A 26,500-nucleotide genomic window follows, 5' to 3' on the forward strand; every position below is an offset into this window, starting at 1 on the left:
GGAGAGAAGCATGAACCATGCCGAAGAAATCTGGAAAACTTTGGTGCGCGCCACGGTGGACAAAAAACACCCTTGGCGTGTTGTGGGTTTCAGCACGGCAGGCCCGAAAGGCCCCCAAGTGCGCTCGGTCATCTTGAGGGCCGTCAACACTGACAATCATCAACTGGTTTTTTACACCGATCGCCGAAGCCAGAAAATGGCTGATATCGCCCACGATTCACGTGTGGCGCTTTTGTTTTGGAACCCACGCAGCAACACCCAGCTTCGAGTATGTGGCATTGCAGCGCCGCAGACCAGTGAATTGATTGTGAACAGTCTTTGGGCACGTATCCCCGAATATGCCCGAAAAGACTACGCAACCCTGAGCGCCCCCGGTGACGCACTTACTGGGGGAGATCTGGTTTACGACCTTGATACAGCGCGCGCCAACTTTGTGGTGTTGAATGTGAAAGTATTGAGTCTTGAACTGCTGGAATTGAAACGGGAGGGGCATGTCAGGTTTCGTTGCGATCTTGACGAAACCGGACGCTGGATTCATCAAAACATGATTCCCTGAGGGTATCCTGAACTTTGGATTTTTTTGAGCAGTCAGCAAAGTGAGGTTTTAGCCATGAGCGACACGAAATATACACCACCCAAGGTTTGGGTGTGGGACAAGGAAAGCGGCGGCAAGTTTGCGAATATCAATCGCCCGATTGCCCGTGCCACGCACAACAAAGAATTGCCAGTTGGCGAGCATCCCTTGCAGCTTTATTCACTGGCCACGCCCAATGGCGTGAAGGTCACTGTGATGCTGGAAGAATTGCTGGCTCTTGGCCACACAGGCGCTGAATACGACGCCTGGTTGATCAATATTTCCAACGGCGACCAGTTCAGCAGTGGCTTCGTGGAAGTGAACCCCAACAGTAAAATTCCTGCGCTGCTGGACCGCAGCACCAAACCCGCCACGCGAGTATTTGAGTCGGGCTCCATTCTTTTGTACCTCGCCGAGAAGTTCAAGGCATTCTTGCCCACCGACCCAGCCAAACGGACAGAAACCTTGTCGTGGTTGTTCTGGCAAATGGGCAGTGCGCCCATGCTGGGTGGTGGTTTTGGCCACTTTTACGCCTATGCACCCGAGAAGTATGAGTACCCGATCAACCGCTATGCGATGGAAGTGAAACGACAACTGGATGTGCTGGATCGTCAGCTGGCCGACCACGAGTACATTTCTGGCAGCGAATACACGATTGCGGACATGGCGATTTGGCCTTGGTACGGTGCATTGGTCACCAACAAGGTGTACGAGGCGGCCGAGTTTCTGGAGGCCCACACTTATACCAATGTGCTGCGCTGGACCCATGAAATTGCCAAACGGCCAGCGGTTATTCGCGGGCGAATGGTGAATCGCGCCTGGGGTGAGCCCAATGAGCAGGTGCTTGAGCGGCACAGTGCCAGCGATTTCGACGGCAAAGCCATTTAACGGCCGCCAGCTGGGGCACAATGTGCCCTTTCTTTGATTGGCAGTGGAGTTTTATTGTGTACAAACTTGCGTTTGCATTGGTAGTGGCTGGTTTGGCGGGTTGCGCGTCAACCCATGATTTGTCCAAAGGCAGCAACATGCTGGGCGGTGGTTACAAGCAAGAAGAAATGGGTCCAGGCCTGTTTTATATTTACGCTCGCTCAAACCACGCCCCTTGGACCAATCTTGAAGCCGCCCGAACAACTTGGCGTACCGGAGCGGAGCGGGCTTGCGCGTCTGCTGAATACGATGAACTCGCCATTGAAGAAAACGAGAAAGACACCGGCCTGCAAAACAGCAGTGGCGTGCGTTACCTGGTCACTGAGCGAACCGGGTATGCCAAATGCGATTCATCGACGTTAAGCAGCGCAGAGATCAATCAAATTATCGGAAAGGACTCCGCAGTTCGATAATCACCGGGGAGAGTGAATGCGTTTGTTCAGCGCAGTTTTCGTTGTGTGCTTCATGTTGGTAAGCACCGTGCATGGCGCATCCACACCCGTGGTGCATGAACGACAGGACTGGAAAACATTTTTCGATCAGCACGATGCTGTGGGCACGCTCGTCGTGTTGGACCAACGTAGCGCCAATCCAGTTTTTCAGGTCTATAACCCGAAGCGTGCCAGCACCCCTTACCTGCCAGCCTCCACTTACAAAATTCCTCATGCCTTGTTTGCACTGGAACACGGTGTGGTGAAAGACGAGTTTCAGGTTTTTAAGTGGGATGGAAAGAAGCGCGATTTCGACGTGTGGAATTCTGATCACAATTTGCGCTCGTCCATGCGGGGCTCTGTGGTGTGGGTGTATCAGTGGATGGCGCAACAAATTGGTGAACAAGCCGCCAAAACCTATCTTGAAAAAGCAGGCTACGGCAACGCAGACCCCAGTGGTGGAAAAGACGGTTACTGGCTGGATGGCAACATACGAATTACTGCGTTTGAGCAAATCAGTTTTCTACAAAAACTGTATGCGAACAGCTTGCCTTTCAGAATAGAACACCAGCGCCTCGTGAAAGACATCATCGTTGTCGAGGCTGGACGAGACTGGATACTGCGTGCAAAAACAGGCTGGGAGGGCAGCTTTGGCTGGTGGGTCGGTTACGTTGAATGGCCAAGCGGACCGGTGTTTTTCGCCTTGAATATCGACACACCCAACCGTATAGGCGACCTCCCAAAGCGAGAAGCGATTACCCGGGGCGTGTTACAGTCCATGAACGCGCTGCCCCCGGCGTCGAAATGATCTCTTAGCGTGATCGCACTGGAGCGGAAAAATGGCAATCAAAGCAATGACCGCCGTTTTTTTCTGCTTGCCCTGTTGCAAGGCTGTGCCTTGCCCCCATTGAACGATCGAACACAGTCAACTGCACTTGCCCCTGAGCAGGCCCGCGTCACAACACTTGGAAAAGCCTTGTCAGGGCGCTTGGCACAAAACAGGGCTAAGGCTGGCATTTACCCCATGCAAGACCCCAAACAGGCTTTTGCAAGCCGGGTTGCGTTGGCACGCACAGCAGAACAAACTATCGATATTCAGTCGTACTTGTGGCACAACGACACCACGGGCACCTTGATGTTAAATGAACTGTTCTCTGCTGCAGAACGTGGCGTTCGGGTTCGATTGCTGCTGGATGACAACGGTATCACTGGCCTGGACAATCAATTGAACCGCCTGGACCGACATCCGAATATTGAGTTGCGTCTGTTTAATCCGTTTGTCATTCGCAATCCAAAATGGCTGGGCTACATCACCGACTTCTCGCGTGTAAACCGCCGCATGCACAACAAGGCTTTCACCGTGGACAATATGGTGACCATTTCTGGTGGGCGCAATATCGGGGATGAATACTTTGGCGCAAGCCAAGCTCAGTTATTCACTGACCTTGACGTGCTGTGTGTTGGTGCAGTGGTTGATGCGGTGTCTCGTGACTTTGATGCCTACTGGACAAGCGATTCGGCCTATCCGGCCAGCAAAATTTTGCTTCCTTCGGAGCCGGCCGTGCTTGATGAGCTTGACCGTGAACAACTCACTGTAGAGCAAGAAGAGCGCGCTGCCGTGTACCTAAAACAGGTTCGAGAATCTGTGTTTGTACAAGATTTTTTGCGCGGCAAGTTACCGTTGCAGTGGACCCAGGTACGCATGGTTAGCGATGACCCTGCCAAGGGACTTGATGAAGCCAGTCGCGAAGATTACCTGGTCAGTGAGTTGCGCGATTTCATTGCAGAGCCTAGGTTCAGCCTGAGTGTGGTGTCGCCTTACTTTGTGCCCACAGAACGGGGCGTTGCGTTCTTTTCACGTTTGGCCAAAGCGGGTGTGAATGTGCAAATTTTGACGAATTCGCTGGAGGCGACCGACGTGGCTGCGGTGCACTCGGGCTATGCGAAAACACGCGTGGAGTTACTGAAAGCTGGCGTTAAATTATTTGAATTGAAAAGTAGTTCAGGGGTGCAAAAAACTGGAACCAGGCGGAATCTGATGTTGGGCACTTCAGGTTCAAGCCTGCACACCAAAACTTTTTCAGTCGATAGTTCGCGGGTGTTTGTGGGTTCGTTCAACTTTGACCCACGGTCCGTGAACCTGAATACCGAAATGGGTTTCCTGATTCAAAGTGAAAGTCTGGCCACTCAAATTGATTTGGCGTTTCAGGCCCTGCCAGTGATGGCCTACGAGGTTCGTCTGGATGAAAACGATGCCTTGGTGTGGATTGAACGGCAGGGCGGAAAAGAGATTGTTCACAACCTGGAGCCCAAGGCCACTTTGTGGCGAAAGGCGGTTGTTTTCTTTTATTCCCTGCTTCCGATCAATGACCTGTTGTAATCAGTCCTGTTCTTCAATCCAGGTCATCTGGATTGCTTCCAGAATTTTCTCATTCGATTTTTCTGGATCATCGTTGAAGCCTGGCAGGGCGCATACCCACTTGTGCAAATCCGTGAAGCGAATGTACTGCGGGTCAACATCAGGATGAGCGTCAATCAGCTCCAGCGCAATGTCCAGCGTGTCGGTCCATTTCATGTTGCTGCCTCCTTGATCAGTGATTCTCACGTGCGTGGTTGATCGTGTACTTCGGCAATTCAACCACCAGGTCTTTGTCAGCCACTTTCACCTGGCAAGACAAACGGCTTTGAGGTGTCAGGCCCCAGGCCATGTCCAGCAAATCATCTTCGTCATCATCGCTTTCGTTCAGGCTGTTGAAGCCCTCCTTGATCACCACATGGCAGGTGGTGCAGGCACAGCTCATTTCGCAGGCATGTTCCAGTGCAATGTCGTTTTTCAGAATGGCTTCGCAAAGCTGTGCGCCCACTGGCACTTCAAATGTTTTGCCTTCCGGGCACAAACTTTCATGGGGCAAAATTTTAATAATCGGCATTTCTCAATCTCTCGTGTTCTGTTGTGTTGCGTTTATTTCGCAGCGCCACCCAGGGTGGTGCTCACAGTGTCAATGGTTTTACCTGTCAATGCTTTGCGTATACCAGCGTCCATGCGGCGCGCTGCAAAGTCCTCTGTCAGATGGCTCAAGTCTTCAATGCCCTTTTCAATGGCGCGTAAATCGTCTGTTTGCGCCAATTCACGCAATGCATTCACACTGGCGTTGATCGTTTCAAGCTCGCTGGCGTCAAGCAGTTCACTGTCTTTGCCAATCGCAGCTTCAACCGATTCCACCAAGCGCATGGCCTCAACTTGTTGCTCGCGAAGCTGACGTGCATTCATGTCGGCTTCGGCAAATTCAAAGCTGTTTTTCAGCATGCCCGCGATTTGATCGTCGTCCAACCCGTAGGAAGGCTTCACTGTGATGTTGGCTGAAACACCTGAACCGGTTTCCATGGCATTCACAGCCAGCAAGCCGTCGGCATCCACCTGGAAGGTGACGCGAATGCGCGCAGCACCGGCCACCATGGGTGGAATACCCCGCAATTCGAACCTTGCAAGTGAACGATTTTCAGACACAAGCTCGCGTTCGCCCTGAACCACGTGAATGGCCATGGCGGTTTGACCGTCTTTGAAGGTGGTGAATTCTTGCGCACGCGCCACAGGAATGGTGCTGTTGCGGTTGATCACGCGCTCGGTTAAACCACCCATGGTTTCAAGGCCAAGGCTTAAGGGTATTACGTCAAGCAACAGCAGCTCATCGTCGCTGCGGTTGCCCGCCAAGGTGTCTGCTTGAATGGCAGCACCAATGGCCACCACCTCATCCGGGTTCAAATTCACCAGCGGGTCTTTGCCAAAAAATGCTTTCACTGCTTTGCGAATGACTGGCATACGGGTAGAACCGCCCACCATGACCACACCGTCAATTTCCTCGGTACTTAAGCCGGCATCTCGCAGGGTTTTGCGTGCGGCTTGAATGGTGCGTTTCACCAAGGGCTCAACAATGGTTTCAAACTGTTCCGCAGTCACTGTTTCCGCGATGGTTTCGCCGCTTTTGAATTCAACGCTGAGAAATGCGGTGTGCTCGTGGGAAATTTGTTCCTTCACTCGGCGGCAAGCCATCACCAGGCGCGAACGTTGTTGTGGGTTCAGTTCCTGAAACCCGTGCGTGGCAATAAAGTGATCAGCCATTGCGCGATCGAAATCGTCGCCACCCAAGGCAGAATCGCCACCCGTGGCCAGCACCTCAAATACACCACCTTGCAATCGCAAAATGGATACATCAAATGTGCCGCCACCCAAATCGAATACCACAAATTGCCCTTGCGCTTTTTGATCAAGGCCATAAGCCACAGCGGCGGCGGTGGGTTCGTTGATAAGGCGCAAAACGTTCAAGCCGGCCAGTTGAGCAGCGTCTTTGGTGGCCTGGCGTTGGGCGTCGTCAAAGTAAGCGGGCACAGTTATCACAGCGCCCACCAGCTCACCACCCAAGGTGGCCTCTGCACGTTTGCGCAAGTTGCGCAGAATATCGGCAGACACTTCAACCGGGCTCTTGGTGCCGTAATCAGTTTCAATTTCAACCATGCCGCCTGAATCTTTGACACGGTAGGGCAGGTTCAAGCCTTCCACGTCCTTGAAGCCGCGACCCATTAGGCGTTTGACGGAGAACACCGTGTTGAACGGGTCGGTGTCGGCACAGGCCAAAGCATCTTCGCCCATGTTTTTTACGCCGGTTTCGCCGTAGCGAACCACGCTGGGCAAAATAACGCGGCCAGAAGAATCGGGTAAACATTCGGCACTGCCGCTTCGCACGCTGGCCACCAGCGAGTGCGTGGTGCCCAGGTCGATGCCCACAGCAAGCCTGTGCTCGTGGGGCGCAGTCGACATGCCGGGTTCGGCAATTTGTAACAAAGCCATTAGCTGGCGTCCTCCTGTTGCTCCAATTTCTTGGTCAACTCAATCATGAATTTGTCGATAAACAGCAAGGCCTGCGCGGTGGCGTTGGCCGCCTGCGCATTCTTCTCGCTGTCAATTTGCTGCGCAATCAGTGCAAGGCAACGTTTCTTTTCTGCAGCCACTTCATCCAGCAAGTCTTCAAGTGCCTCAACGCTGTCAATTTCTTCCAGTGCTTCACGCCACTCCATTTGCTGCATCAGCAGGGCGGGTGGCAAGTTGCTTTGCTGCCCACGCGGGTTTTCACCGTTTAGCTCACACCAGTAAATGGCGCGTTCCATGGGGTTTTGAAGGCGCTTGTAGGCCTCGTTAACCCGCGTGGCCCACTGCACCGCCAGCCGCTTTTCTTGAGCGCTGGAATTTGCAAAACGGTCGGGGTGAGTTTGACTTTGCAGGCGCAAGTACGAAGCAGAAAGGGCTGCGCTGTCCAGTGCAAACTGGCAGGGCAACCCAAAAATTTCAAAGTCGTTGTCGCTAAGCTTGATTGCTGACTTATTTGCCGAATTAGCCATTACACTGTGAAGCTTTCACCACAGCCGCAGCGCGCCTTTTCGTTGGGGTTGTTGAATTTGAAACCCTCATTCAGACCTTCGCGTGCGAAGTCCAGTTCAATTCCCTCAAGGTAGGGCATGCTTTTCGGGTCCACAAACAGTTTTACACCATGGGCCTCGAACACATTGTCCTCAACGGCCACAACATCGACAAACTCAAGTTTGTAAGCCATGCCGGAACAGCCGGTGGTGCGCACACCAATACGCAAGCCAATTCCCTTTCCGCGTTTGGTCAGGAACTTGCTGATGTGGTCGGCGGCGCGCTCAGTCAATGTAATCGCCATGGTGTTCAATTCCTTTTCAACAACTTTTCAACGATCAAGCATGCTTCTTTTTGTAATCTTCAACTGCTGCCTTGATGGCGTCTTCAGCCAGAATGGAGCAGTGAATTTTTACAGGTGGCAATGCCAGTTCTTCAGCGATTGCAGTGTTCTTGATTTCCAAAGCCTGGTCCAGGGTTTTGCCCTTGACCCATTCGGTCACCAGTGACGAAGAAGCAATGGCTGAACCGCAGCCATAGGTTTTAAACTTCGCATCGGTGATCACACCGTCTTCACCCACCTTGATTTGCAGCTTCATTACGTCGCCGCAAGCAGGTGCACCCACCATGCCTGTGCCCACTTCGTCGTCGCCCTTTTCGAACGAACCCACGTTGCGGGGGTTTTCATAGTGGTCCAAAACTTTTTCGCTGTATGCCATGGTACTTCTCCTCAATCTTTAAATATTTCAGTGCTCTGCCCATTGAACGGTGCTCAAATCGACGCCGTCCAGGTGCATTTCCCACAGGGGCGACAATTCGCGCAACTTCGCCACTTTGGTTTTCATCAGTTCGATGGTGAAATCAATATCTGCTTCGGTAGTGAAACGGCCAATCGAGAAACGAATGGAGCTGTGCGCCAATTCGTCGCTGCGACCCAGGGCGCGCAACACATAAGAAGGCTCCAGCGATGCCGATGTACAGGCTGAACCGGAGGACACCGCAATGTCTTTCACGGCCATGATCAACGATTCGCCTTCCACAAAATTGAAGCTCACGTTCAGGTTGTGTGGAATACGTTTTTCCAGGTCGCCATTCACATAAATTTCGTCAATCGCTTTCAGGCCGTTCAGCAAGCGGTCACGCAGTGCTTTCATGCGGGGCAGTTCGCTGGCCATTTCTTCTTTGGCAATTCGGAAAGCTTCGCCCATGCCCACAATTTGATGGGTGGCCAAGGTGCCGGAACGCATGCCGCGCTCGTGGCCGCCACCGTGAATTTGTGCGTCGATTCGAATGCGGGGTTTGCGACGCACATACAATGCACCGATGCCTTTGGGGCCGTATGTTTTGTGGGCGCAGAAGCTCATCAAATCGACTTTCAGCTTTTGCAGGTCAATTTCAACTTTGCCTGTGGCTTGTGCGGCATCCACGTGGAAAATAATGCCTTTCTCGCGGCACAATTCGCCAATTGCAGGAATGTCTTGAATCACGCCAATTTCGTTGTTCACGAACATCACTGAAATCAGTACTGTATCGGGGCGAATGGCGGCTTTCAAAGCATCCATGTCCAACAACCCATTTTCCTGAACGTCCATGTAGGTGGCTTCAAAGCCGTGGCGTTCCAGGTCGCGGAAGGTGTCCAGCACGGCCTTGTGTTCAGTTTTTACAGTAATAATGTGCTTGCCTTTGGTTTCGCCGTAAAACAGCGCCGCACCTTTGATGGCCAGGTTGTTCGATTCGGTTGCGCCAGAGGTCCACACGATTTCGCGCGGGTCAGCATTCACCAAAGCGGCAACATCTTCACGGGCTTTTTCAACTGCTTCCTCGGCGGTCCAGCCATAGGCATGGCTGCGAGATGCCGGGTTGCCAAAGCTTTCACGCAGGAAAGGGATCATGGCGTCGGCTACGCGCGGGTCCACCGGAGTGGTGGCGCTGTAATCGAGGTAAATCGGCATCTTCATAATGTGTGTGCTCCAATCAACTGCTGTTTAATGTGTGTGCTGTGCGGCCGTGGCATTAGATGCTGTTGGCCTTTCACGAAACTGAATGGTTCGTTCCGCGTCTTTCTGTTTGTGCTTTTCAACCAGGCATTGCAAGGTTACTGAGCCCAGGTATTCCAGCATTTTCGTATTCAGGCTGCTCCAAAGGTCATGCGTCATGCACTGGCCTTCGTCTGTGCAGTTTTCCTTGCCGCCGCATTGTGTGGCGTCCAGCGGTTCGTCCACGGCCAAGATGACATCGGCAACGCTGACTTCCTTCAAGGCGCGCGCGATATGATAACCGCCACCGGGCCCGCGAACGCTTTCAACCAACTCGTGGCGACGTAACTTGGAGAACAATTGCTCCAAGTACGACAGGGAAATGTTCTGGCGCTGGCTGATGCCGGCGAGCGAAACCGGCCCCGTGTCTTGCTGCAAGGCAAGATCAATCATGGCTGTGACGGCAAATCTGCCTTTCGTGGTCAATCGCATGGCATCCCTTTTTAATTCCTACTATTTTGGTCAAGTATAGCAAAGTTGACTGTTTTACTCAAGTATTCGTGGGGTTGTTTGGTCTAGGGGAAACCTTGATCTGACAAAGAAAAACCGCCAGCCAAGGCCAGCGGTTTTTGACTTCAGCGCCCGCCCATGGCGGGTTGTGCCGGTTTATGCGGCAGCGAACTGAAACACGCGCTTGCGCAACACTTCCAACAAGCCTGTGCAACTGTCTTCGATGTAGTTCAGTACGGTGTCGAAACCATCGGGGCCGCCATAGTAGGGGTCGGGCACGGTGGCTTCATCGTGTTCCGTGGCGTAGCGCATCATCAACTGGATTTTGTGCGCGTACTGGCGTGGGCACTGCTGTTGCAGCAGGCTCATGTTGTCCCAGTCCATTGCCAAAATCATGTCGCTGTCGCGGAAGTCGTCCGCAGTGACCTGGCGTGAAATCAGGCCGGAAATGTCGTAACCACGCTTGGCAGCAGCAGCCACCGCGCGGGGATCGGGCGTTTTGTCCAAATGGTAGGCATGCGTGCCGGCTGACTCAACAGAAATTTCATGGTCAAGACCCGCTTCGCTTACCATCTGCCTGAAAACGCCTTCCGCTGTTGGTGAGCGGCAGATGTTTCCCATGCACACAAACAAAACTTTGCTTTTCATATTGGCTTCCTATTGTCCTGAACCCATTAAAGTAAAACTCTTAAAACCTGTGTGGCGCGCTGCCTAACCTTGTCAGGCGCTGCGCTTGGCATCTAGCGATGTCACATTCGAATCGCCCTTGCTGCCAAACAACTGTTCTTTCAACAAACCCAGCTGGTCGCGGGCCTGGGCGGCTTTCTCAAACTCCAGGTTCTTCGCGTGATCCAGCATGAGTTTCTCAAGCCGTTTAATTTCTTTTGCCAACTGCTTCTCGCCCAGCGGTGCAACCTCCATGGCCTTGTCGGCCTTGCGTTGCCTTGAAGCATTTGGATCGAATACGCCGTCAATTAGTTCCTTGATCTGCTTGTTCACGCCCCGCGGTGTAATGCCGTTCGCCGTATTGAACTCAATTTGCTTGTTTCTGCGGCGGGTGGTTTCGCCGATCGCCAATTCCATGGAATTAGTAACCCGGTCTGCATACAGAATGGCTTTGCCGTTTAAGTTTCGGGCGGCCCGGCCAATCGTTTGAATCAAACTGCGTTCACTGCGCAAAAAGCCTTCTTTGTCGGCATCCAGTATTGCAACTAGGGACACTTCCGGAATATCCAAGCCCTCGCGCAACAAATTAATTCCAACCAGCACGTCAAATTCACCCAAACGCAGGTCGCGGATAATCTCTACACGCTCTACAGTGTCAATGTCAGAGTGCAAGTAGCGCACGCGCACGCCATTGTCGCTGAGGTAATCAGTGAGGTCTTCGGCCATGCGCTTGGTCAACGTTGTGACCAATACTCGATCGCCAGCGCGAGTTCGTTCGTGGATCTCGCTGAGCAGGTCATCGACCTGGGTGGTGGCAGGGCGCACCTCTATCACAGGGTCTATCAGCCCTGTGGGGCGCACCACTTGTTCAACCACTTGGCCAGAATGCTCTTTCTCGTAATTCGAGGGCGTGGCTGAAACAAACACTGTTTGCCGCATTTTGGACTCGAATTCTTCGAAACGCAAGGGGCGGTTGTCCATGGCAGATGGTAGACGAAAGCCGAAGTTAACCAAAGTTTCCTTGCGGGAGCGGTCGCCACGGTACATTCCGCCCAGTTGGCCAATGGTGACGTGGCTTTCATCAATAATCATCAGCCCATCCTTGGGCAGGTAATCAATCAGCGTGGGGGGCGGTTCGCCTGGCGCAGCGCCCGACATGTGTCGGCTGTAGTTCTCGATGCCCTTGCAAAAACCGAGTTCGGCCAGCATTTCAAGGTCGAACCGGGTTCGCTGCTCCAGGCGCTGGGCTTCGACCAATTTCCCGGTTTTTACAAAGAAATCCAGCTGTTCGCGCAATTCTTCCTTGATGGTTTCAATGGCACGCAGCACCGTGGCGCGGGGCGTTACATAGTGGCTGCTGGGGTAAATGGTGAAACGGGGCAGCTTCTGGCGAATTTTGCCGGTGAGTGGGTCAAACAACTGAATGCCATCAATTTCATCGTCGAACAGGTCGATGCGAACCGCCAGTTCCGAGTGTTCGGCTGGGTATACGTCGATCGTGTCGCCTCGAACACGGAAGGTGCCGCGCGTGAAGTCCAGATCGTTGCGCTTGTATTGCATGGCGATCAAGCGCTTCAGGATATCCCGCTGGCTGAGTTTGTCGCCGTGACGAATGCTCAAAATCATGGCGTGGTAGTCGGATGGATCGCCAATACCGTAAATGCAGCTTACGGTGCCCACAATAATGGTGTCGCGGCGTTCCAGCAGGCTTTTTGTGGCCGAAAGCCGCATTTGTTCAATGTGCTCATTGATCGAGCTGTCTTTTTCGATGAACAGGTCGCGGCTGGGTACGTACGCCTCAGGTTGGTAGTAGTCGTAATAGCTGACGAAGTATTCCACCGCATTTTTCGGGAAGAATTCGCGCATTTCGGCATACAACTGGGCAGCCAGTGTTTTGTTGGGGGCCAGCACCAGAGCAGGGCGCCCAGTTTGGGCGATTACATTGGCCATGGTGAAGGTTTTGCCTGAACCCGTTACACCCAGCAGGGTTTGGAATACTTCACCGTCGTTAACGCCTTCCACCAGTTTTTCAATCGCGGTCGGTTGGTCGCCAGCCGGGGAATAGGGCTGGTAAAGCTCGAACGGACTGTTGGGGTAACTGATAAATCCAGGGGCCATGTTAAACTGCAAGTCTTGATGCGAGGCAACCACAAAGCACACAGGTTTTAGCCAATGATTAACCCAACGGGTTGAACCTTCTGGCCAATCCCGTAGAATTACGGAGTTGCATCATTGGGCTGATGGCTGCAGAAATTTCGCAGCATTTTGTGATAAGCCAATCCTGCATTATCGTCGGAAACTAGTTTTATTTCCAGACTTGACTTTTTCTTTTTTCACTCCCAGACAACGGAATCATGCTTTCAAATCGCGCACTTACGATCAAACCTTCCCCTACACTTGCCGTGACAGCCAAGGCGGCCCAACTGAAAGCCGAGGGTAAAGACATTATCGGCTTGGGCGCTGGTGAACCCGACTTCGACACGCCTGACCATATTAAAGAAGCTGCCAAGAAAGCAATTGATGCGGGCTTCACCAAATACACCAACGTGGGCGGTACGCCCGGCCTGAAAAACGCCGTAATCGCCAAATTGAAGCGCGACAATGGCTTGGAATACAAGGCCAACGAAGTGGTAGTTGGCGTGGGTGGCAAGCAGTGTATTTTCAACATGATTCTGGCTACCATTAACGATGGTGACGAAGTGGTGATTCCCGCTCCGTACTGGGTCAGCTATGCAGACATCGTAGAAATCGCCGGTGGCGTGCCCAAACTGGTGTTTGCCGGCATTGAGCAAGGCTTCAAGATTACTCCAGCGCAACTGGAAGCCGCCATTACACCAAAAACCAAAATGTTCATGATCAACAGCCCCAGCAACCCCACTGGTGCGGTTTATACCAAGGCTGAGCTGGCCGCGCTGGGCGAAGTACTTTTGAAGCACCCCAATATTCTGGTGGCCACTGATGACATGTACGAGCACATCAACCTGACCGGTACGCCGTTCGTGAACATTGTGAACGCATGCCCAGCGTTGAAAGACCGCAGCATCGTATTGAACGGTGTTTCCAAGGCTTACAGCATGACTGGTTGGCGAATCGGTTTTGCCGCAGGGCCAGCCAAACTGATCGATGTAATGACCAACCTGCAAAGCCAGTCGACTTCAAACCCCACTTCAATTTCTCAAGTGGCTGCTGAAACTGCTTTGAACGGTGACCAGGATTGCTTGAAGCCCATGGTGGCTGCATTCCGTGAGCGCAATGAATTTGTGACCAAGGCTTTGAACGCAGTACCCACCATTCAGTGTTTGAAAGCGGAAGGTGCTTTCTATGCGTTTGTGGATGCGCGAAAGGCGATTGAAAAGTTGGCGGCTGCTGGAAAGATCAAGGCGGCAAACGACCTGGAACTGACCGCGTACCTGCTGGAAGCTGGTGTGGCTGTGGTGCCTGGTTCGGCCTTTGGTGCTGAAGGGTACTTCCGCATTTCATTTGCAACCAGCATGAGCAACCTGGAAAAAGCTTGCGATCGTATTGCGAAAGCGCTGGGCTAAGGGTCAGAAAGGGTCAGTTTGATTAAGGATTAAGCAAGCAAGAAGGTTTTTGTCATTGATTTGCCTTAATTGGGCGCTAAGTGGCCAAATAGGGTTGCGCAAAAATTTTTCGCTGCTATAATCTCGGCTCTTTCCCCGATAGCTCAGTCGGTAGAGCGACGGACTGTTAATCCGCAGGTCCCTGGTTCGAGTCCAGGTCGGGGAGCCAAATACAGAAAGGGTTTCGAGAAATCGAAGCCCTTTTTCTTTTCCCGCAAAAAACGCACTTTCCCGCAAAACGAGTCTGTAAGCCAAACTTTGAAGTAAGTATAGTCACTCGCGAGGCTTTCTGTCTTTATCAATGGAATGTTTTTTAATCATGATGACACCTCGCGATTATTCACTCGAGTGAATAAGTTCGCTTAGGTTTTTCAACAACAGAATCGCCCCGTTTTCTCTGGCCACTTTTGATCCTAGCGAAAATTTCGAGCTCCCTTTTTCTCAACAACTTAGTTGTACAAGCTGCCGCAACTTAAGCTCGAGCGTTAGAAGTTCGGCCAGAGCGGACCATCAAGATATGGCTCTCAGATTCTGTCATTTGCCATGACCTACCGATGTGGCCCCTACTTCATTGGCAAGGTTAGACTTAATGCGGACACCTGAGCCTTTAGTTTGAATGTAGTCGTGGTTCACAAAGCGGTCGTTCGCCGTGTATGTGCTTCTGAGACCCATTCCAAGGTGGATCTAATATCTAGTTTTGGCCGGGACACCAACCGCCCCCAAGTCTACTTTCGTCAATGGAGAATCGGCTGTTCCATCAGCCATTGCATAAAGGCGAGCGGCAAAGAGTAGCATCGTGCGAAATGCAACAGCACATCTCATTCGGTGACACCCTAAAATCGGATATATTAGAAGTCGATAGGGTCCAGCATTGGGGCCCGCCCGGTCTGAGAGTCAGAACACCGCAATTGCGAGGAACGGCATGACAGCGCTATATCAACTTGCCCTGCTTGGCACCCCGACCGCAGCTCAAATTTCCGAACTTGAAGACGTCGTCGGAAAGGCTGTCGACATTTTCAACTTGCGGTTGGGGCATGAGATTGGATGGGAGGTTTGCCCCGATGAATTCAATCCAGAACAACAGAGATCGTCTGCGGCGGCATTTTTCGGAGGTCATGAACCTCCTCTTGCGAATGTGGCAAGGCTGCTGGCACGGGGCATCCCGCTCATTCCAGTCGCCTCTGACGTTAATAGAGTTGGTGCAGAAATCCCCGCCTTGCTGCAACCGCTCAACTGCTTGGCATACACCGCTGGCGGGGCGCAACGTGTCGCAACTGCTTTGCTGGAATGTGCAGGGCTCCTTCCTCGACAGCGCCGGGTGTTCGTAAGCTATCGGCGGGGCGAGGCTAGGGAAGCTGCCTTGCAGTTGTTCGATGCGCTGTCTGCTAGGCTATTCGATGTTTTTCTTGATACACATGGCATTCCACCTGCTGAAGATTTTCAGACCATGCTATGGCATCGACTTTGTGACTCAGATGTCTTGCTGATGCTCGACACGCCAGGATACTTTGAAAGCCGTTGGACAAGTGCTGAATTCGGCCGCGCTTTGTCAAAAGGCATAAGCGTCTTGCAGGTAGGGTGGCCGGATACAACGCCTTCTGCGCGTACGGCGACGGCCAGTCGGGCAGAACTGCTACCCGAAGAAGTTGATCCGTCGACCGGACGCATCGCAGACGGTGCGGTAGATCGCATCTGTCTGCAGTTGGAGGAAGTTCGCAGCCAGAGCCATGCGGTGCGCTCTGTCAATCTCGTGAGCAATTTGCGCAACGCTATTCAAACAATCGGCGGCCAAGTTCTCGGAGTGGGCGCCAACAGAGCAGTCTATGTCCAACTGCCGGATGGACGGAATATAGTTGTTTATCCAACGGTCGGAGTTCCCACGTCAACTACGTTGCACGATGCGTCTACGAATTCACCGGAACAATCCGTTGCCGTTGTCTACGATCACGTAGGCCTGCATCCCAGGTGGCTGAGCCATCTAGACTGGCTGGGTCAGCATATTCACGCCGCCAAGTGGGTTAAAGCCAGCGAGGCGGGTTGGCAATTCGCGGACTGGGCGGCGTAGCCATGAGCGCAATATTCCTCTCGGCCAGCGTACCACTTGTTGGACGTGGCACTTACCACGAAACGGCCAATCCATTTCTTATCCAATGTGCGGTGAGAGAACTGGTCATAGCAGTCATTCGTCAGCACAAGATTATATGGGGTGGTCATCCTGCGATTACCCCGATGATCTGGAGCATATGTGAAGACTTAGGTGTCGATTACTCACAGTCTGTCGTCTTATATCAGAGCAAGTTCTTTGCAGATGCGTTCCCTGAAGAGAACAAGCATTTCCAGAATGTCGTTCTCACTGACGCTGTTCCCAATGACAGAGCGGCGAGCTTGCTTGTCATGCGTGAAAAGATGCTCTCGCGTGCAGACCTCAGCGCTGCTGTGTTTATTGGTGGAATGGAAGGGGTAGAAACCGAGCATGCGCTTTTCAGGCGATTCCATCCAGCCGCCAAGGTGCTCCCGGTGTCCTCGCCGGGAGGAGCGGCGCTGAATCTAGCCAAGGATCATGGCTATTTCACCGGTGAAGCGCTCGTAGATGTGGACTTCGCTCAGCTTTTCCATACGCATCTGGCGGTTCCCTTGACTGGCAAACCGAGTTAGTTCATTTCTCGTCACTGGCCTCTAGAACATTAACCGAGGATTGTTCATGCCACGGAAAGTCTTCTACAGCTTTCACTATCAGCGCGATAGTTGGCGCGCCTCCAAGATACGCAACATTGGCGTTGTGGAGGGCAACCCGTTAGCGACCGATAACAAATGGGAAGAGGTGAAGCGAGGCGGTGACGCCGCGATCAAGCGCTGGATCGACGAACAATTGCAAGGGCGAACCTGCACCATTGTTTTGATTGGCGCGGAAACGGCAAATCGCCCCTGGATTCGATATGAGATCGAGCAATCATGGAACAGCGGAAAGGGGCTCTTGGGGATACGTATCCACAAACTGCTGGACAACAACCAGCAAGCATCGGTGGCCGGGGCGAATCCATTTGATTCATTTACCTTGAATGACGGTAGAAAGCTATCGGCCGTCGCGCGCGTCTACGATCCTCCAGGAACTAGCAGTAGTGCGGTCTATTCCTCTATCAGCGACAACTTGTCGAGCTGGATCGAAGCGGCTATCGCCGCGCGCTAGAAGTCAGAGCACTTCGTCAAACAACGATCCGGTACTCATGGGGTACCCATACAGTTCCGAGATTTGCGACTGAAATTGTGTCTGTCCACCGTAGCTGGGGTGCCTCACGCAAATCACCGGCACAGCATCTGTGATGCGATGAACTGCAGCAGCAGCATCGTTGCCTATGGCAACGATACGAGAGGGCTTCAGCAAGACAATGAGTTGCTGGAGCAATTCTTCGCCGGCTCGCCTTTCTTGCGCGTTGTGCTGCCGGTTAGTAAACGGATCTCCGGATTCATGCGGGTGAAGGGGAAAGACGTTCCAGAGGAAGATGCGAGCATCAATGTGTTCCAGCATGCCCCATATGACCGCTGCAGTTCGCTCGGCTATAGCGCGTCCTATAGTAGGCCGCTCTGCGATCAGATCGAGATTCCATCGCTTGGCGTGCTGGCCCATGTGAACGTCATCAGTCAGGGCTACCATGCAATGCTTGATAGCGATAAGAGGTGGTATTTAGGGTCTTTGGCTGGGCTCCTTAAGAAGTGGTATGCCCTTGGCCACCAGGGCGTTGCTGGCAGCGCGATAGCGGCGTTGCGAGAACTTAGACTCAAAGGCAACCAAAAAGGTGTGGCAGTTTCCACAATGGATCCTCATGATGGGCCATTCACCGATATTGAGTTGGAATCCATTCAGGTGGCGTTGAATCGTGCCTACGCTGCCGGCGCACTGTCCACAGACGACTATCTCCTATCCTGGTTGTTCATGCTACTTGGGCAACGGCCTGCGCAATACGCCTTGCTGAAACTGTCGGACTTCACTGTCTTGGAGGTTGGCGATGGCTCGCTTACTTATTGTTTGAACGTGCCACGCGTTAAGCAACGCAAGCCAGCTAGGCTCGAATTCCGAGAGCGGCTGATTACACCGCAGATTGGCAAGCTTCTTCATGACTATGCGAACGAGGTTAGAGCGGCTCTAGAAGGAAAGTTGGGCGACGTTAACCAAGCGCCGCTCTTTCCTGGCCGTAAAACCGGGGATCAGCCAGTTGGTATGGAATACCATAGGACCGGACAAGAGGTTGCCAACCAGTTGGTAAGGGCATTGGGCAAACTCAAGGTTTACTCCGAGCGTACCGGAAATCACATTCATATTACCGCGACCCGCTTCCGACGAACCCTCGGAACCAGGGCAGCAGTAGAGGGCCACGGCGAGCTCATCATCGCAGAATTGCTTGACCACACGGACACTCAAAACGTTGGTGTGTATGTGCAAGCGACTCCTGAAATCATCAAACGTATCGATCGGGCGGTGGCGATGGCGCTGGCACCTATGGCTCAAGCATTCGCGGGTGTCATTATCCCAGATGAGTCCAAAGCGCTTCGAAATGGGGATCCGTCTAGCAGGGTCTTCGACCCTCGAATAGAGTCAACCTGTAAGCCGATGGGTAGTTGCGGCAGTCATGGATATTGCGGTTTCTCGGCACCCATAGCTTGTTACACATGTCAGAGTTTCCAGGCGTGGGCGGATGGGCCACACGAAGCGGTGCTGGGCTATCTGTTGGCCGAGCGCGAACGTAAGATGGTCGTAGCTGATGAGCGTATTGCCTCGATAAACGACCGAACCATCCTGGCCGTCGCTGAGGTTGTTCGACAATGCCAGGCAAAGCACGATGTAGCAACGGAGGATGGCCATGAGCGCTGAATTGGTCCTCTTCGTCCCCAAGGCAGAAAAAGGTGCTCAAGAGAACCTTAAGCAGTTCATTGGGCTTTGCCGTAATGAGCTGACAGCCTATGGCCGAGATTTGGATTTCGATGTCGACGAGTGGGATATCTCTGCCCATGTACAACTCAAGGGCATGGGAAATAAGCGTACGAGACTGCGTTTCTACACTCAGCCCTCCCTAACGCTGCCGACCCCGGAGGCAATGGTGGAGCCTTTTAGGTCGTTCGCCAAGGCATACATCCGATATACCTACGCGTTGCGTCCAGTCAAAAGCCAAAACTTCGTCCTTAGTGCGCTTCGAATGGTTCATGAGGCTCTGGTGGAGTCCGGAAAGGATAGTCCGGTTCACCTTGATGCTACTCTTTTGAATCGTGCTGCACAGATGGCGGGCGAATGTTTCGAGGGTAGCGCTTTTGGTACTGGAAACCAGATTGAGCGAATTGCGTCTTTCTTAGAAAGGCACCGCCTTATCATGATTCCATCCAATAACTGGCAGAATCCTATAAAACGACAACGGGATAGGGGCAGAGTCGGTAAGCAATTTGATGAGGAGCGCGCCGCAAAGTTGCCCTCGGAAGCGGCGCTAGAAGCGCTTCCGAAAGTCTTCCGGCTTGCAGATGAAACTCCCTACGTGCTGGTGTCATCTATTGCTGCAATCCTGTGCGCTGCTCCTGACCGAATTAATGAGGTCCTCCTTTTGCCCGTTGACTGTGAGGTACGGCAAAAGCAATCGGATGGATCGGAGGCCTATGGTCTTCGGTGGTGGCCTGCTAAGGGCGCTGACCCAATGGTGAAATGGATCGTTCCGTCCATGGTCGATGTGGTGGTAGACGCGATTGCGAAGGTACGCAAACGCACAGATCACGCTCGTAATGTAGCGCGATGGTACGAAGAAAATCCGAGTCGAGTTTATTTATCGACCGAGTTTGAATACTTGAGAGGGCAAGAGTACCTTAAGAACATTGAAGTCGGACGGGTTCTCTTCGGAAAGGACGTGGACCGGAGCATCATAAATTTGTGGTACCGGAACAAAAACATACAGACAGCCACTATTGGCGGGGTACGGTGCTATCGCTTCGTTGATATTGAGCGCAATGTACTATCCATGCTCCCATTGCACGCTCCTTGGCTAAACAAGGATCTCGGTCTGAAGTATAGCGATGCACTCTTCACTGTATGTAGAAATGACCTAGCGGCGGATAAGGCTACTTGGCCTGGGGTTGTTGCGACGGTAAGCATCAACCAGGTGAACAACAGGCTGGGCCCGAAAACAGGCAGTCACCATGAAACCATCTTTAGTCGTTACGGATTTACAGAGCCTGACGGTAGCCCGATCAAGGTTACGACACACCAGTTCCGGCACTATCTAAATACACTGGCACAAGCGGGGGGGTTGAGCCAGCTCGATGTTGCCAAATGGTCCGGACGGAAGGACATTCGCCAAAATGCGACGTATGACCATGTGTCCGCTGATGAGCTAGTATTAAAGATTCGTGGTGCATTAGGGGATGACAGCCAGATGTTTGGCCCGTTGGCCAATCTTCCCAAGCGCATCGTAATTCACCGAGATGAATTCGCTCGCCTTAAAGTTCCGACTGCTCATACTACCGAATTCGGTGTGTGTATCCATGATTACACGATGGCTCCCTGCCAGCTACATGCTGACTGCCTCAATTGTTCTGAGCAGGTCTGCGTAAAAGGCGATGAGGTTCGGTCAGCCAGGATTCGGGATGAGCTGGTGACTGCTAGAGAGAATCTAGAGGCAGCCAAGCAGGCTCATGCTGACGGTTACTTTGGAGCTAGTCGCTGGGTGGACCATCACGAGCTGACGGTAAAAAGGCTGGCTCAATTGTGTGCCCTTCTTGATGACACCAGTATTCCTCATGGTGCGGTCATCCAACTGTCAAACCTTCCTGTCCCGTCAAGAATCGAGCAAGCCAAAGTAGCTCGGGCCGCTTTAACGCACCGGCCGGAGCCGTCTGCTGATGCGAGTATATCGACTGAAACCATGCGCCGCCTGATGCTCGCGATGGAGGAAAATGGTGGCTAAGAACCGACCGAAAGCTCGAGCACGTAACTTGGGAGGCGAAGATATAGAAGCCATAGTTAGCATTCTGGATGGCTGGGATGGGAAGCTTACTTGGGAATTACTCATCGATGTCGTCGAGCAGCGACTTAGCGCCCGGTACACAAGACAGGCTCTAAATCAACGCGTCCGAATCAAACAAGCCTTCCAGCTAACAAAGGACCGCGTGGCCGGGCTCCCACATGCTAGGCGCAAAGGAGTCTTTGGCCTGGGAGCTACGGAAGCACAGGCGCTTTTAGAGCGTCTTGAGCGTATTGAGGCCGCAAACACCCGGCTTAAGGTCGAGAACGAAAGATTGTTGGAGCAGTTTGTTGTGTGGGCCTACAACGCTAGCAACCGGGGCCTGGATGCCCGGTTGCTGAGCCAACCGCTGCCAAGAGTTCACCGAGATCAAACTAAACTCGGAGCTGTCCAAAAGGCTGCCAAGTTGTAGTTGACCTTACTGCGAGATTACGAGTTATTAATAAGCTTGTATGGGGCGATGCGGGCGTCGGCCTATGGGCCGTGCACAATACCAGCTCAATACCGTCTAATCTGTACCTCCGCAACTGTGCCGTTAAGCATAAAGCTGCCATCCGGAAGACTTATGCTTTAGATCCCGATCGGCGACATGATGCTTTATCGGGATGAGAAGCTAGACTTCAAAGGTTTTGTCCTCAAAATTTCAAGAGCCAGTCGTTTGACTGGCTTTTTTGTTTGTTGTCCTAGCCCATATCTATCACTCCGCCGTAGCCGAAGCTGCCGTGGCAAGAATCGGCGTGGCGACGCGACAGCCCGAACTTCGGCGCCCAGGGTCGGCGGCGGCGTTACAAGCCGAGCTCCACAAGCCAATTCAGTGCGGACGGCTCAAAAGTATGTCGACGAAAGCAGCGATGGACGGATGCTTCAGCATGCCATTCCGAAACACGATGTAGATCTCCTTCCGGGGCGGATCGCCCTCAAAGGGAACCGTTGAAAACAAGACAAGTCGGGACTCGTTCGCGACGGACGCTTTCATCACGACTGATATCCCCAGTCCTGCCTGCACAGCGCTTTTTACAGCGGCGGTACTGCCCAGTTGCAAGGAAACCCCCAGCGTATTTGCCCGTGTACCAAGATACCGCCGAAGGACCCGTCCGGTGCCCGAGCCCGCCTCGCCTCCGATCAAGACTTGGTTTTCAAGCTGGTTCGGCCCAACACTCCGCATGCCCGCCCACGGATGCCCCAGCGGTACGATGAGTACCAGCTCTTCTCGTCGCCACAGCTTGGCACCGAATCCCGGGCGCTCGTCCCATCTTTCGACGACAGCGATGTCCACGTCGTAATTCTCTATGGTCCGCGCTATCGCCTCGTTTCTATCGATGACCACCTTGACCGAAAATGGCGTTCGCTCTTTAAACTTTTTTATATATGGCTGAAGCAAGTATATGCCCGTGTTAGAACTCGCCCCAATCGTGATTTCATCTTTCTTTTCAAATAGAGTTCCGGCTTTACACGCCAGGTTGACAAGCTGTTGCGCATACGGCAAAAAAGTTTCACCCTCGGCTGTCAAACTGCAACCGGCATTGCTTCGCACGATTACTTCCGTCTTAAGCGACTCTTCAAGCTGCTTGATATGCTGCGTCACCGTCGACTGCGAAATGTCGAGTTGTTTTGCGGCGTCGCGGAAGCCTCCGGCTGCGACTACGGCCAGAAAACTCTCAACGTGATCGAGATTGATCACTCAGTCATCTCCCCGCTCCAACATGGTTGACCGCTCCGCGTGGAATGCGCCCTTGCAACGCTTCGAGGATACTGAGGGCGGCTTCACGCTCGATTTCCATCCGTACCGATTTGACCGCCGAACCCAGGTGAGGCGTAAAGAATGTGGGTAAAGCAGGATCAAGCAATTCGTCAGGAATAGAATGCGGCCTGTCGGGACGCGCCCATTCCTCCATCTCGAAGACGTCTGCGGCGTAACCGCCCAGATGCCCCGTCCGAAGCGCATGCACCACGGCCCGCTCATCTACGATGGAGCCGCGACAGGCATTGACGAGGTACGCACCGGGCTTCATGCGGTCTAATGCCCGAGCATTTATGGTGTGGTGGGTATCTGACGACATCGGCAGCATGGGAATGATGAAATCGCTTGTCGCCAATAGCTGGTCCAGCGATGTTCTGCTTGCATTCCACGCCCTTTCCGACTCTTGCGGCAAAGGCTGCGGATCCGTGTACTGAATTTGCATATCGAAGGCGGCCAGCCGCTTTGCGACCGCCCGCCCGACCGCTCCCATCCCAATGATGCCGGCGGTTTTACCCGTCAAACCTGTGCCATAAAACCGCGGGGTCCAACCATTGAACTGGCGTGATCGAATGTAATTATCACCTTGCAGCATATTCCGTGTGATGCTCAGCAACAGGCCAATCGTTAGTTCAGCTGTGGGAATCGTAAGCAAATCAGGAACAATCGTAAACCAAATCCCATGGCGGGTACATGCCTCGACATCAAAGTTGTCATATCCTTTAAGCGCGGCGCCGATGACCTTCAGATTGGGGCACGCGGATAGGAAATCCGCATCTATGCTATCCGGCATAAACACCATCATCGCGTCCGCATCATTGGTGCGCAACAGTACCTCTTCCCGCGACATGGTTGAATCGGACTGATTGGAAATTACTTCAGCGGCGGTCTCAAGGAGGGCCAGCGTGTCGGGGTGGATTCGATGCGTTGTTACGATTCTTGGTTTCATGGGACCTCTGAGGAACGAACTACGCGACATGCCGCTGCAACGGCTCGTCTCTGTCGCTGTGTACGGCACGCTGCTGATAAATGGATCGTATCTTTTGCATCATGCCTTGATCATTCGGTTGGTTAGCCATATTCAAACTGATTCGCCCATCCCGCAATCCCACGACTCGATCAGACACTTCAAGTGCCAGGTCTACCTGGTGCAAGCTGCACAGGACCGCGACATTAAGATCTGTAGCCGCGGCTTTCAGCGTTTGCAGAACCGAGCGCGCCGTCAGCGGATCGAGGCTGGAGACGGGTTCGTCCGCAATAATAATCTTGGGCTTCTGCGCCAAGGCTCGCGCTATCGCAATACGCTGTTGCTGACCGCCTGACAGCAGTTGCGTAGGCGTGTTTGCATAATCGAGCATGCCGACCCGGTCCAGACATTCGAACGCGAGCACTTTGTCAGCCCGGCTGAAGCTTTTCAATGTGACGCGCCAAATGGGCATCTCTGCCAGACGCGCACCCAATACATTCTCGAGTGCTGAGAACCTTTTCACCAGGTGCAGTTGTTGGAACACGAACCCGATCTGGCCACGTACTGCCCGCAGACGCGCCGGAGACAGTTCATGTATGGATTCTCCGAGCGCCACGATAGAACCGGAGTCAATCGGCTCAAGGCCAGTGAGACATCGGAAAAGCGTCGACTTCCCTGCCCCGCTTGTGCCGAGCAAGGCAACCATTGAGCCGTGACGTACTTCGAAGTCAATCGATTCCAGGACAACTTTATTGCCGTATGACTTACCGACATTCTTTAACTGCAACGCTACATCTTTCATTGCGAACCTCCCTTCCAGTAATACGTGAAGCAATCAGTTATTCGCAGGGAGAGTTTCGAATCCCTCGCGTTTTGTGTCCAATATCAAGTACCTGAGCCGGTCACTGATGAAATCGATTGCCGACACCATCAGCAATACAACCGCCAGTACCGTAATCATCTTGTTGAATTCCAACAAGTCCACAGTATCTTTCAGGGTCTGCCCAATTCCACCTGCGCCTACGATGCCCAGTACTGTGGACGTTCTGACACTGAATTCCCAAATGTATAGAACGCTCGCGATCAGGTGCGGCATAACATCCGGGATCAGACCGTAGCGGATAATCTTTGCCCTGCTGGCACCGGTCAAGGCGAGCGCATCCAACGGCCCTTGGTCAACGGGCTCGATGGCTTCAGCAAACATTTTGCCGATTGCCCCTACCATGTGGAAAGTAATGGCCAGTACGCCGGAGAACGGACCGAAGCCCACTGCTGCTACAAATACAAGTGCATAGACAAATGTCTCCGTGCCGCGGCTGGCGTTCAGGATGGCGCGGGATACCCGATAGGTCCACTTGTTCGGACAGGTATTACGCGCAGCCATGAGTGCCAGCGGAAATGCAATGATTGTGGCGAATATCGTGCCAATCGTCGCCATGGCGAGCGTCTCGCCAGCCCCTTTTAGAATGACGTCCAGGTCGCTCAGGTCGGGTGGAAACATCTGCACGACGAATGACCATAGTCTCGGTAAACCGGCGCCTAGCTTCTGGAATTCTATCTGACACACGTACCAGGCCACTGCCAGCAAACTGAGTACTACGACCGACGTTGCAAAATGCCGCTTTCTCCTGGCTACGTCCCTCTTGACATTAGCCAGCATGACTTCTTCGATTCGCTGATTCATTGGTTCATCCTCTGTGGTATTGCGATGCGCGCCCGTATGTTCGTGCAGCGGAGACAAGGAGCTGGCGTGCGTCAGTCCACCTTGTCGTCCGCTGCCCTCATCCAAGAACGGACCCCTCGTGCTTTACAGTTTTCCCAGGATGCGGCCGGCGTCTTCGATTACCTTGTAATCGCTGTGCTTTGCCTTCACGAAGCCGTTATAGCCCGAGCCCATCAGCGACTGTGCTTTCTCTTCGGACAAGGACGTCAGTATTTCCGTGATGCGCGCTTTCAGAGCAGGATCAAAATCCTTCGGCACGGATATCGCGTCGTTCGGCAGCTTGCTGGATTCCCACACGATCTTGGACTTCGAAGGATCGATTTGACCCGCTTCGATCATCCCGTTCCGGCCCCGATCCATATCGGATCCGAGGTCGATCAGTCCGTGCTGAATCTGTGATTCGTTCTGGCCAAACGTGGCACCTTCACGATATTCAAAATAGCTCGCAGGGTCGATGCCGATGCTCTTGAAGTACGCCATCGGGATGAGCCAGCCAGAAGTGTTGCCCTGATCACTGAGTGACAGCTTCAAACCCTTCGCGTCCTCGGGCCATTTTTTGATCGGCAGATCGGCGCGACCGACAATGAGGGCTTTGTAGAACGGCTCCCCGCGGTACTTGACCGTTGCAAGCACTTCGGTGCCGGCCTTTTTATTCGACAAGACATAGCCCCAGGGTCCGAGCCAGCCCACATCGACATGGCCATTTGTCATTGCCACAGATATTGCCGCCCAGCTTTCCGGGGAGACGATTTCATAGGTCGCGCCGAGCTGGTCGGCGAGATACTTGAATATCGGCTCAAACTCTTTGATGGTCTGGCTAGGCGTTGGACGCACCGGCGCAATTGCAAAACGCAGGTGAAGTTTCCCATTGACAACCTCAGCTGCCTGCGCGGGTGTGCACACTATGATTGTGGCGATAAAGGCAAGAATGGCGCGCGTTAACGCCTTCTTGAATTTCGAAAACAGAGTAAAAACTTGCATTATGACCTCAGTGAGTTA

At 53.1% G+C, this 26,500-nt stretch carries 27 protein-coding genes and 1 tRNA gene; 12 read left to right on the forward strand and 16 right to left on the reverse strand.

Annotation, left to right across the window (positions count from 1 at the left end):
• Nucleotides 1-10: 10 nt before the first annotated feature.
• From BSZ31_RS10190 to BSZ31_RS10210, 5 genes are read left to right on the forward strand one after another with little or no spacing between them, the layout of a single operon-like run.
• Nucleotides 11-556, forward strand: coding sequence for a pyridoxamine 5'-phosphate oxidase family protein (locus BSZ31_RS10190; protein WP_168426933.1), 546 nt, complete (start codon nt 11-13; stop codon nt 554-556).
• Nucleotides 557-610: 54 nt separating this feature from the next.
• Complete coding sequence (yghU, locus tag BSZ31_RS10195) at nt 611-1,462, forward strand: glutathione-dependent disulfide-bond oxidoreductase (protein ID WP_105028665.1); 852 nt, start codon at nt 611-613, stop codon at nt 1,460-1,462.
• A 56-nt stretch (nt 1,463-1,518) separates the two neighbouring features.
• Nucleotides 1,519-1,914 (forward strand): hypothetical protein, encoded by a 396-nt coding sequence (locus BSZ31_RS10200; protein WP_146106663.1) that lies wholly within the window; start codon nt 1,519-1,521, stop codon nt 1,912-1,914.
• Nucleotides 1,915-1,930: 16 nt separating this feature from the next.
• Nucleotides 1,931-2,740 (forward strand): class D beta-lactamase, encoded by an 810-nt coding sequence (blaOXA, locus tag BSZ31_RS10205; RefSeq protein ID WP_206018589.1) that lies wholly within the window; start codon nt 1,931-1,933, stop codon nt 2,738-2,740.
• 9 nt (nt 2,741-2,749) lie between these two features.
• Complete coding sequence (locus tag BSZ31_RS10210; RefSeq protein ID WP_240605685.1) at nt 2,750-4,312, forward strand: phospholipase D family protein; 1,563 nt, start codon at nt 2,750-2,752, stop codon at nt 4,310-4,312.
• Here BSZ31_RS10210 and iscX read toward each other — a convergent pair whose 3' ends face one another.
• The 10 genes from iscX to uvrB all read right to left on the reverse strand — a co-directional run bounded on the left by iscX (nt 4,313) and on the right by uvrB (nt 12,615).
• Nucleotides 4,313-4,507 carry a Fe-S cluster assembly protein IscX gene (gene iscX, locus BSZ31_RS10215; RefSeq protein WP_105029833.1) on the reverse strand — a complete coding sequence of 65 codons (195 nt, stop codon included), beginning with the start codon at nt 4,505-4,507 and terminating at the stop codon, nt 4,313-4,315.
• Between the two features lie 16 nt (nt 4,508-4,523).
• Nucleotides 4,524-4,862, reverse strand: coding sequence for an ISC system 2Fe-2S type ferredoxin (fdx, locus tag BSZ31_RS10220; RefSeq protein WP_105028667.1), 339 nt, complete (start codon nt 4,860-4,862; stop codon nt 4,524-4,526).
• A 32-nt stretch (nt 4,863-4,894) separates the two neighbouring features.
• On the reverse strand, nt 4,895-6,778 hold the full coding sequence (hscA, locus tag BSZ31_RS10225; protein WP_105028668.1) for a Fe-S protein assembly chaperone HscA: 1,884 nt from the start codon (nt 6,776-6,778) through the stop codon (nt 4,895-4,897).
• Entirely contained in the window at nt 6,778-7,326 is a 549-nt protein-coding gene (hscB, locus tag BSZ31_RS10230; protein WP_105028669.1) for a Fe-S protein assembly co-chaperone HscB, read from the reverse strand. The genes hscA and hscB overlap by 1 nt, the downstream gene beginning before the upstream one ends.
• Entirely contained in the window at nt 7,326-7,649 is a 324-nt protein-coding gene (iscA, locus tag BSZ31_RS10235) for an iron-sulfur cluster assembly protein IscA (RefSeq protein WP_105028670.1), read from the reverse strand. The genes hscB and iscA overlap by 1 nt, the downstream gene beginning before the upstream one ends.
• A 34-nt stretch (nt 7,650-7,683) precedes the next feature.
• On the reverse strand, nt 7,684-8,064 hold the full coding sequence (gene iscU / locus BSZ31_RS10240; protein ID WP_008251917.1) for a Fe-S cluster assembly scaffold IscU: 381 nt from the start codon (nt 8,062-8,064) through the stop codon (nt 7,684-7,686).
• Between the two features lie 27 nt (nt 8,065-8,091).
• Nucleotides 8,092-9,303, reverse strand: a complete 1,212-nt coding sequence (locus BSZ31_RS10245) for an IscS subfamily cysteine desulfurase (RefSeq protein WP_105028671.1) — start codon at nt 9,301-9,303, stop codon at nt 8,092-8,094.
• A gap of 27 nt (nt 9,304-9,330) precedes the next feature.
• Nucleotides 9,331-9,813, reverse strand: coding sequence for a Fe-S cluster assembly transcriptional regulator IscR (gene iscR, locus BSZ31_RS10250; RefSeq protein WP_105028672.1), 483 nt, complete (start codon nt 9,811-9,813; stop codon nt 9,331-9,333).
• 174 nt (nt 9,814-9,987) lie between these two features.
• On the reverse strand, nt 9,988-10,479 hold the full coding sequence (locus tag BSZ31_RS10255) for a low molecular weight protein-tyrosine-phosphatase (protein ID WP_105028673.1): 492 nt from the start codon (nt 10,477-10,479) through the stop codon (nt 9,988-9,990).
• A 72-nt stretch (nt 10,480-10,551) separates the two neighbouring features.
• Nucleotides 10,552-12,615 (reverse strand): excinuclease ABC subunit UvrB, encoded by a 2,064-nt coding sequence (uvrB, locus tag BSZ31_RS10260; RefSeq protein ID WP_105029834.1) that lies wholly within the window; start codon nt 12,613-12,615, stop codon nt 10,552-10,554.
• A gap of 236 nt (nt 12,616-12,851) precedes the next feature.
• Between uvrB and BSZ31_RS10265 the strand changes: the two genes are divergently transcribed.
• The 5 genes from BSZ31_RS10265 to BSZ31_RS10285 all read left to right on the forward strand — a co-directional run bounded on the left by BSZ31_RS10265 (nt 12,852) and on the right by BSZ31_RS10285 (nt 17,265).
• Nucleotides 12,852-14,039 (forward strand): pyridoxal phosphate-dependent aminotransferase, encoded by a 1,188-nt coding sequence (locus tag BSZ31_RS10265; RefSeq protein WP_105028674.1) that lies wholly within the window; start codon nt 12,852-12,854, stop codon nt 14,037-14,039.
• Nucleotides 14,040-14,171: 132 nt separating this feature from the next.
• Nucleotides 14,172-14,247: transfer RNA gene (locus BSZ31_RS10270), tRNA-Asn, on the forward strand.
• Nucleotides 14,248-15,000: 753 nt separating this feature from the next.
• The gene (locus tag BSZ31_RS10275) at nt 15,001-16,143 is read left to right on the forward strand and encodes a toll/interleukin-1 receptor domain-containing protein (RefSeq protein WP_105028675.1); all 1,143 of its coding nucleotides are present in this window, start codon (nt 15,001-15,003) and stop codon (nt 16,141-16,143) included.
• A gap of 2 nt (nt 16,144-16,145) precedes the next feature.
• A complete protein-coding gene (locus tag BSZ31_RS10280) occupies nt 16,146-16,733 on the forward strand; it encodes a hypothetical protein (protein ID WP_105028676.1) in 588 nt (195 codons plus the stop codon).
• Nucleotides 16,734-16,779: 46 nt separating this feature from the next.
• Nucleotides 16,780-17,265 carry a TIR domain-containing protein gene (locus BSZ31_RS10285; RefSeq protein WP_105028677.1) on the forward strand — a complete coding sequence of 162 codons (486 nt, stop codon included), beginning with the start codon at nt 16,780-16,782 and terminating at the stop codon, nt 17,263-17,265.
• A 3-nt stretch (nt 17,266-17,268) separates the two neighbouring features.
• Here BSZ31_RS10285 and BSZ31_RS10290 read toward each other — a convergent pair whose 3' ends face one another.
• Nucleotides 17,269-17,730, reverse strand: coding sequence for a uracil-DNA glycosylase (locus BSZ31_RS10290; RefSeq protein WP_369907268.1), 462 nt, complete (start codon nt 17,728-17,730; stop codon nt 17,269-17,271).
• Between the two features lie 3 nt (nt 17,731-17,733).
• Here BSZ31_RS10290 and BSZ31_RS10295 point away from each other — a divergent pair, with 3 nt between their 5' ends.
• Complete coding sequence (locus BSZ31_RS10295; protein ID WP_206018590.1) at nt 17,734-18,945, forward strand: site-specific integrase; 1,212 nt, start codon at nt 17,734-17,736, stop codon at nt 18,943-18,945.
• The gene (locus BSZ31_RS10300; RefSeq protein WP_020925840.1) at nt 18,935-21,016 is read left to right on the forward strand and encodes a hypothetical protein; all 2,082 of its coding nucleotides are present in this window, start codon (nt 18,935-18,937) and stop codon (nt 21,014-21,016) included. The genes BSZ31_RS10295 and BSZ31_RS10300 overlap by 11 nt, the downstream gene beginning before the upstream one ends.
• 868 nt (nt 21,017-21,884) lie before the next feature.
• Here the strand turns inward: BSZ31_RS10300 and BSZ31_RS10310 are convergent.
• The 5 genes from BSZ31_RS10310 to BSZ31_RS10330 are packed head-to-tail and all read right to left on the reverse strand — an operon-like array spanning nt 21,885 to nt 26,482.
• Nucleotides 21,885-22,754: a LysR family transcriptional regulator gene (locus BSZ31_RS10310; protein WP_105028678.1), complete on the reverse strand. Its 870-nt coding sequence runs from the start codon at nt 22,752-22,754 to the stop codon at nt 21,885-21,887.
• A 4-nt stretch (nt 22,755-22,758) separates the two neighbouring features.
• Nucleotides 22,759-23,760, reverse strand: coding sequence for a phosphonate dehydrogenase (locus BSZ31_RS10315; protein ID WP_045952931.1), 1,002 nt, complete (start codon nt 23,758-23,760; stop codon nt 22,759-22,761).
• Between the two features lie 19 nt (nt 23,761-23,779).
• Complete coding sequence (phnC, locus tag BSZ31_RS10320) at nt 23,780-24,580, reverse strand: phosphonate ABC transporter ATP-binding protein (RefSeq protein WP_041682765.1); 801 nt, start codon at nt 24,578-24,580, stop codon at nt 23,780-23,782.
• A gap of 33 nt (nt 24,581-24,613) precedes the next feature.
• The gene (gene phnE / locus BSZ31_RS10325) at nt 24,614-25,567 is read right to left on the reverse strand and encodes a phosphonate ABC transporter, permease protein PhnE (protein WP_240605688.1); all 954 of its coding nucleotides are present in this window, start codon (nt 25,565-25,567) and stop codon (nt 24,614-24,616) included.
• 18 nt (nt 25,568-25,585) lie between these two features.
• A complete protein-coding gene (locus BSZ31_RS10330; RefSeq protein WP_105028679.1) occupies nt 25,586-26,482 on the reverse strand; it encodes a phosphate/phosphite/phosphonate ABC transporter substrate-binding protein in 897 nt (298 codons plus the stop codon).
• Nucleotides 26,483-26,500 lie beyond the last annotated feature (18 nt).

It is taken from the genome of Limnobacter sp. SAORIC-690 (assembly GCF_002954425.1).
Lineage (GTDB): Bacteria > Pseudomonadota > Gammaproteobacteria > Burkholderiales > Burkholderiaceae_B > Limnobacter > Limnobacter profundi.

What these genes read in the sequence shown, in the direction of transcription:
- iscU (WP_008251917.1), bottom strand. Translation starts at nt 8,064, where the DNA reads ATGGCATACAGCGAAAAAGTTTTGGACCACTATGAAAACCCCCGCAAC.
- BSZ31_RS10295 (WP_206018590.1), top strand. Translation starts at nt 17,734, where the DNA reads ATGCTTGATAGCGATAAGAGGTGGTATTTAGGGTCTTTGGCTGGGCTC.
- BSZ31_RS10315 (WP_045952931.1), bottom strand. Translation starts at nt 23,760, where the DNA reads ATGAAACCAAGAATCGTAACAACGCATCGAATCCACCCCGACACGCTG.
- BSZ31_RS10255 (WP_105028673.1), bottom strand. Translation starts at nt 10,479, where the DNA reads ATGAAAAGCAAAGTTTTGTTTGTGTGCATGGGAAACATCTGCCGCTCA.
- blaOXA (WP_206018589.1), top strand. Translation starts at nt 1,931, where the DNA reads ATGCGTTTGTTCAGCGCAGTTTTCGTTGTGTGCTTCATGTTGGTAAGC.
- BSZ31_RS10190 (WP_168426933.1), top strand. Translation starts at nt 11, where the DNA reads ATGAACCATGCCGAAGAAATCTGGAAAACTTTGGTGCGCGCCACGGTG.
- BSZ31_RS10330 (WP_105028679.1), bottom strand. Translation starts at nt 26,482, where the DNA reads ATGCAAGTTTTTACTCTGTTTTCGAAATTCAAGAAGGCGTTAACGCGC.
- iscA (WP_105028670.1), bottom strand. Translation starts at nt 7,649, where the DNA reads ATGGCGATTACATTGACTGAGCGCGCCGCCGACCACATCAGCAAGTTC.
- phnC (WP_041682765.1), bottom strand. Translation starts at nt 24,580, where the DNA reads ATGAAAGATGTAGCGTTGCAGTTAAAGAATGTCGGTAAGTCATACGGC.
- BSZ31_RS10275 (WP_105028675.1), top strand. Translation starts at nt 15,001, where the DNA reads ATGACAGCGCTATATCAACTTGCCCTGCTTGGCACCCCGACCGCAGCT.
- yghU (WP_105028665.1), top strand. Translation starts at nt 611, where the DNA reads ATGAGCGACACGAAATATACACCACCCAAGGTTTGGGTGTGGGACAAG.
- BSZ31_RS10300 (WP_020925840.1), top strand. Translation starts at nt 18,935, where the DNA reads ATGAGCGCTGAATTGGTCCTCTTCGTCCCCAAGGCAGAAAAAGGTGCT.
- uvrB (WP_105029834.1), bottom strand. Translation starts at nt 12,615, where the DNA reads ATGGCCCCTGGATTTATCAGTTACCCCAACAGTCCGTTCGAGCTTTAC.
- hscA (WP_105028668.1), bottom strand. Translation starts at nt 6,778, where the DNA reads ATGGCTTTGTTACAAATTGCCGAACCCGGCATGTCGACTGCGCCCCAC.
- hscB (WP_105028669.1), bottom strand. Translation starts at nt 7,326, where the DNA reads ATGGCTAATTCGGCAAATAAGTCAGCAATCAAGCTTAGCGACAACGAC.
- BSZ31_RS10245 (WP_105028671.1), bottom strand. Translation starts at nt 9,303, where the DNA reads ATGAAGATGCCGATTTACCTCGATTACAGCGCCACCACTCCGGTGGAC.
- BSZ31_RS10285 (WP_105028677.1), top strand. Translation starts at nt 16,780, where the DNA reads ATGCCACGGAAAGTCTTCTACAGCTTTCACTATCAGCGCGATAGTTGG.
- iscX (WP_105029833.1), bottom strand. Translation starts at nt 4,507, where the DNA reads ATGAAATGGACCGACACGCTGGACATTGCGCTGGAGCTGATTGACGCT.
- BSZ31_RS10290 (WP_369907268.1), bottom strand. Translation starts at nt 17,730, where the DNA reads ATGGTAGCCCTGACTGATGACGTTCACATGGGCCAGCACGCCAAGCGA.
- BSZ31_RS10280 (WP_105028676.1), top strand. Translation starts at nt 16,146, where the DNA reads ATGAGCGCAATATTCCTCTCGGCCAGCGTACCACTTGTTGGACGTGGC.
- iscR (WP_105028672.1), bottom strand. Translation starts at nt 9,813, where the DNA reads ATGCGATTGACCACGAAAGGCAGATTTGCCGTCACAGCCATGATTGAT.
- BSZ31_RS10265 (WP_105028674.1), top strand. Translation starts at nt 12,852, where the DNA reads ATGCTTTCAAATCGCGCACTTACGATCAAACCTTCCCCTACACTTGCC.
- fdx (WP_105028667.1), bottom strand. Translation starts at nt 4,862, where the DNA reads ATGCCGATTATTAAAATTTTGCCCCATGAAAGTTTGTGCCCGGAAGGC.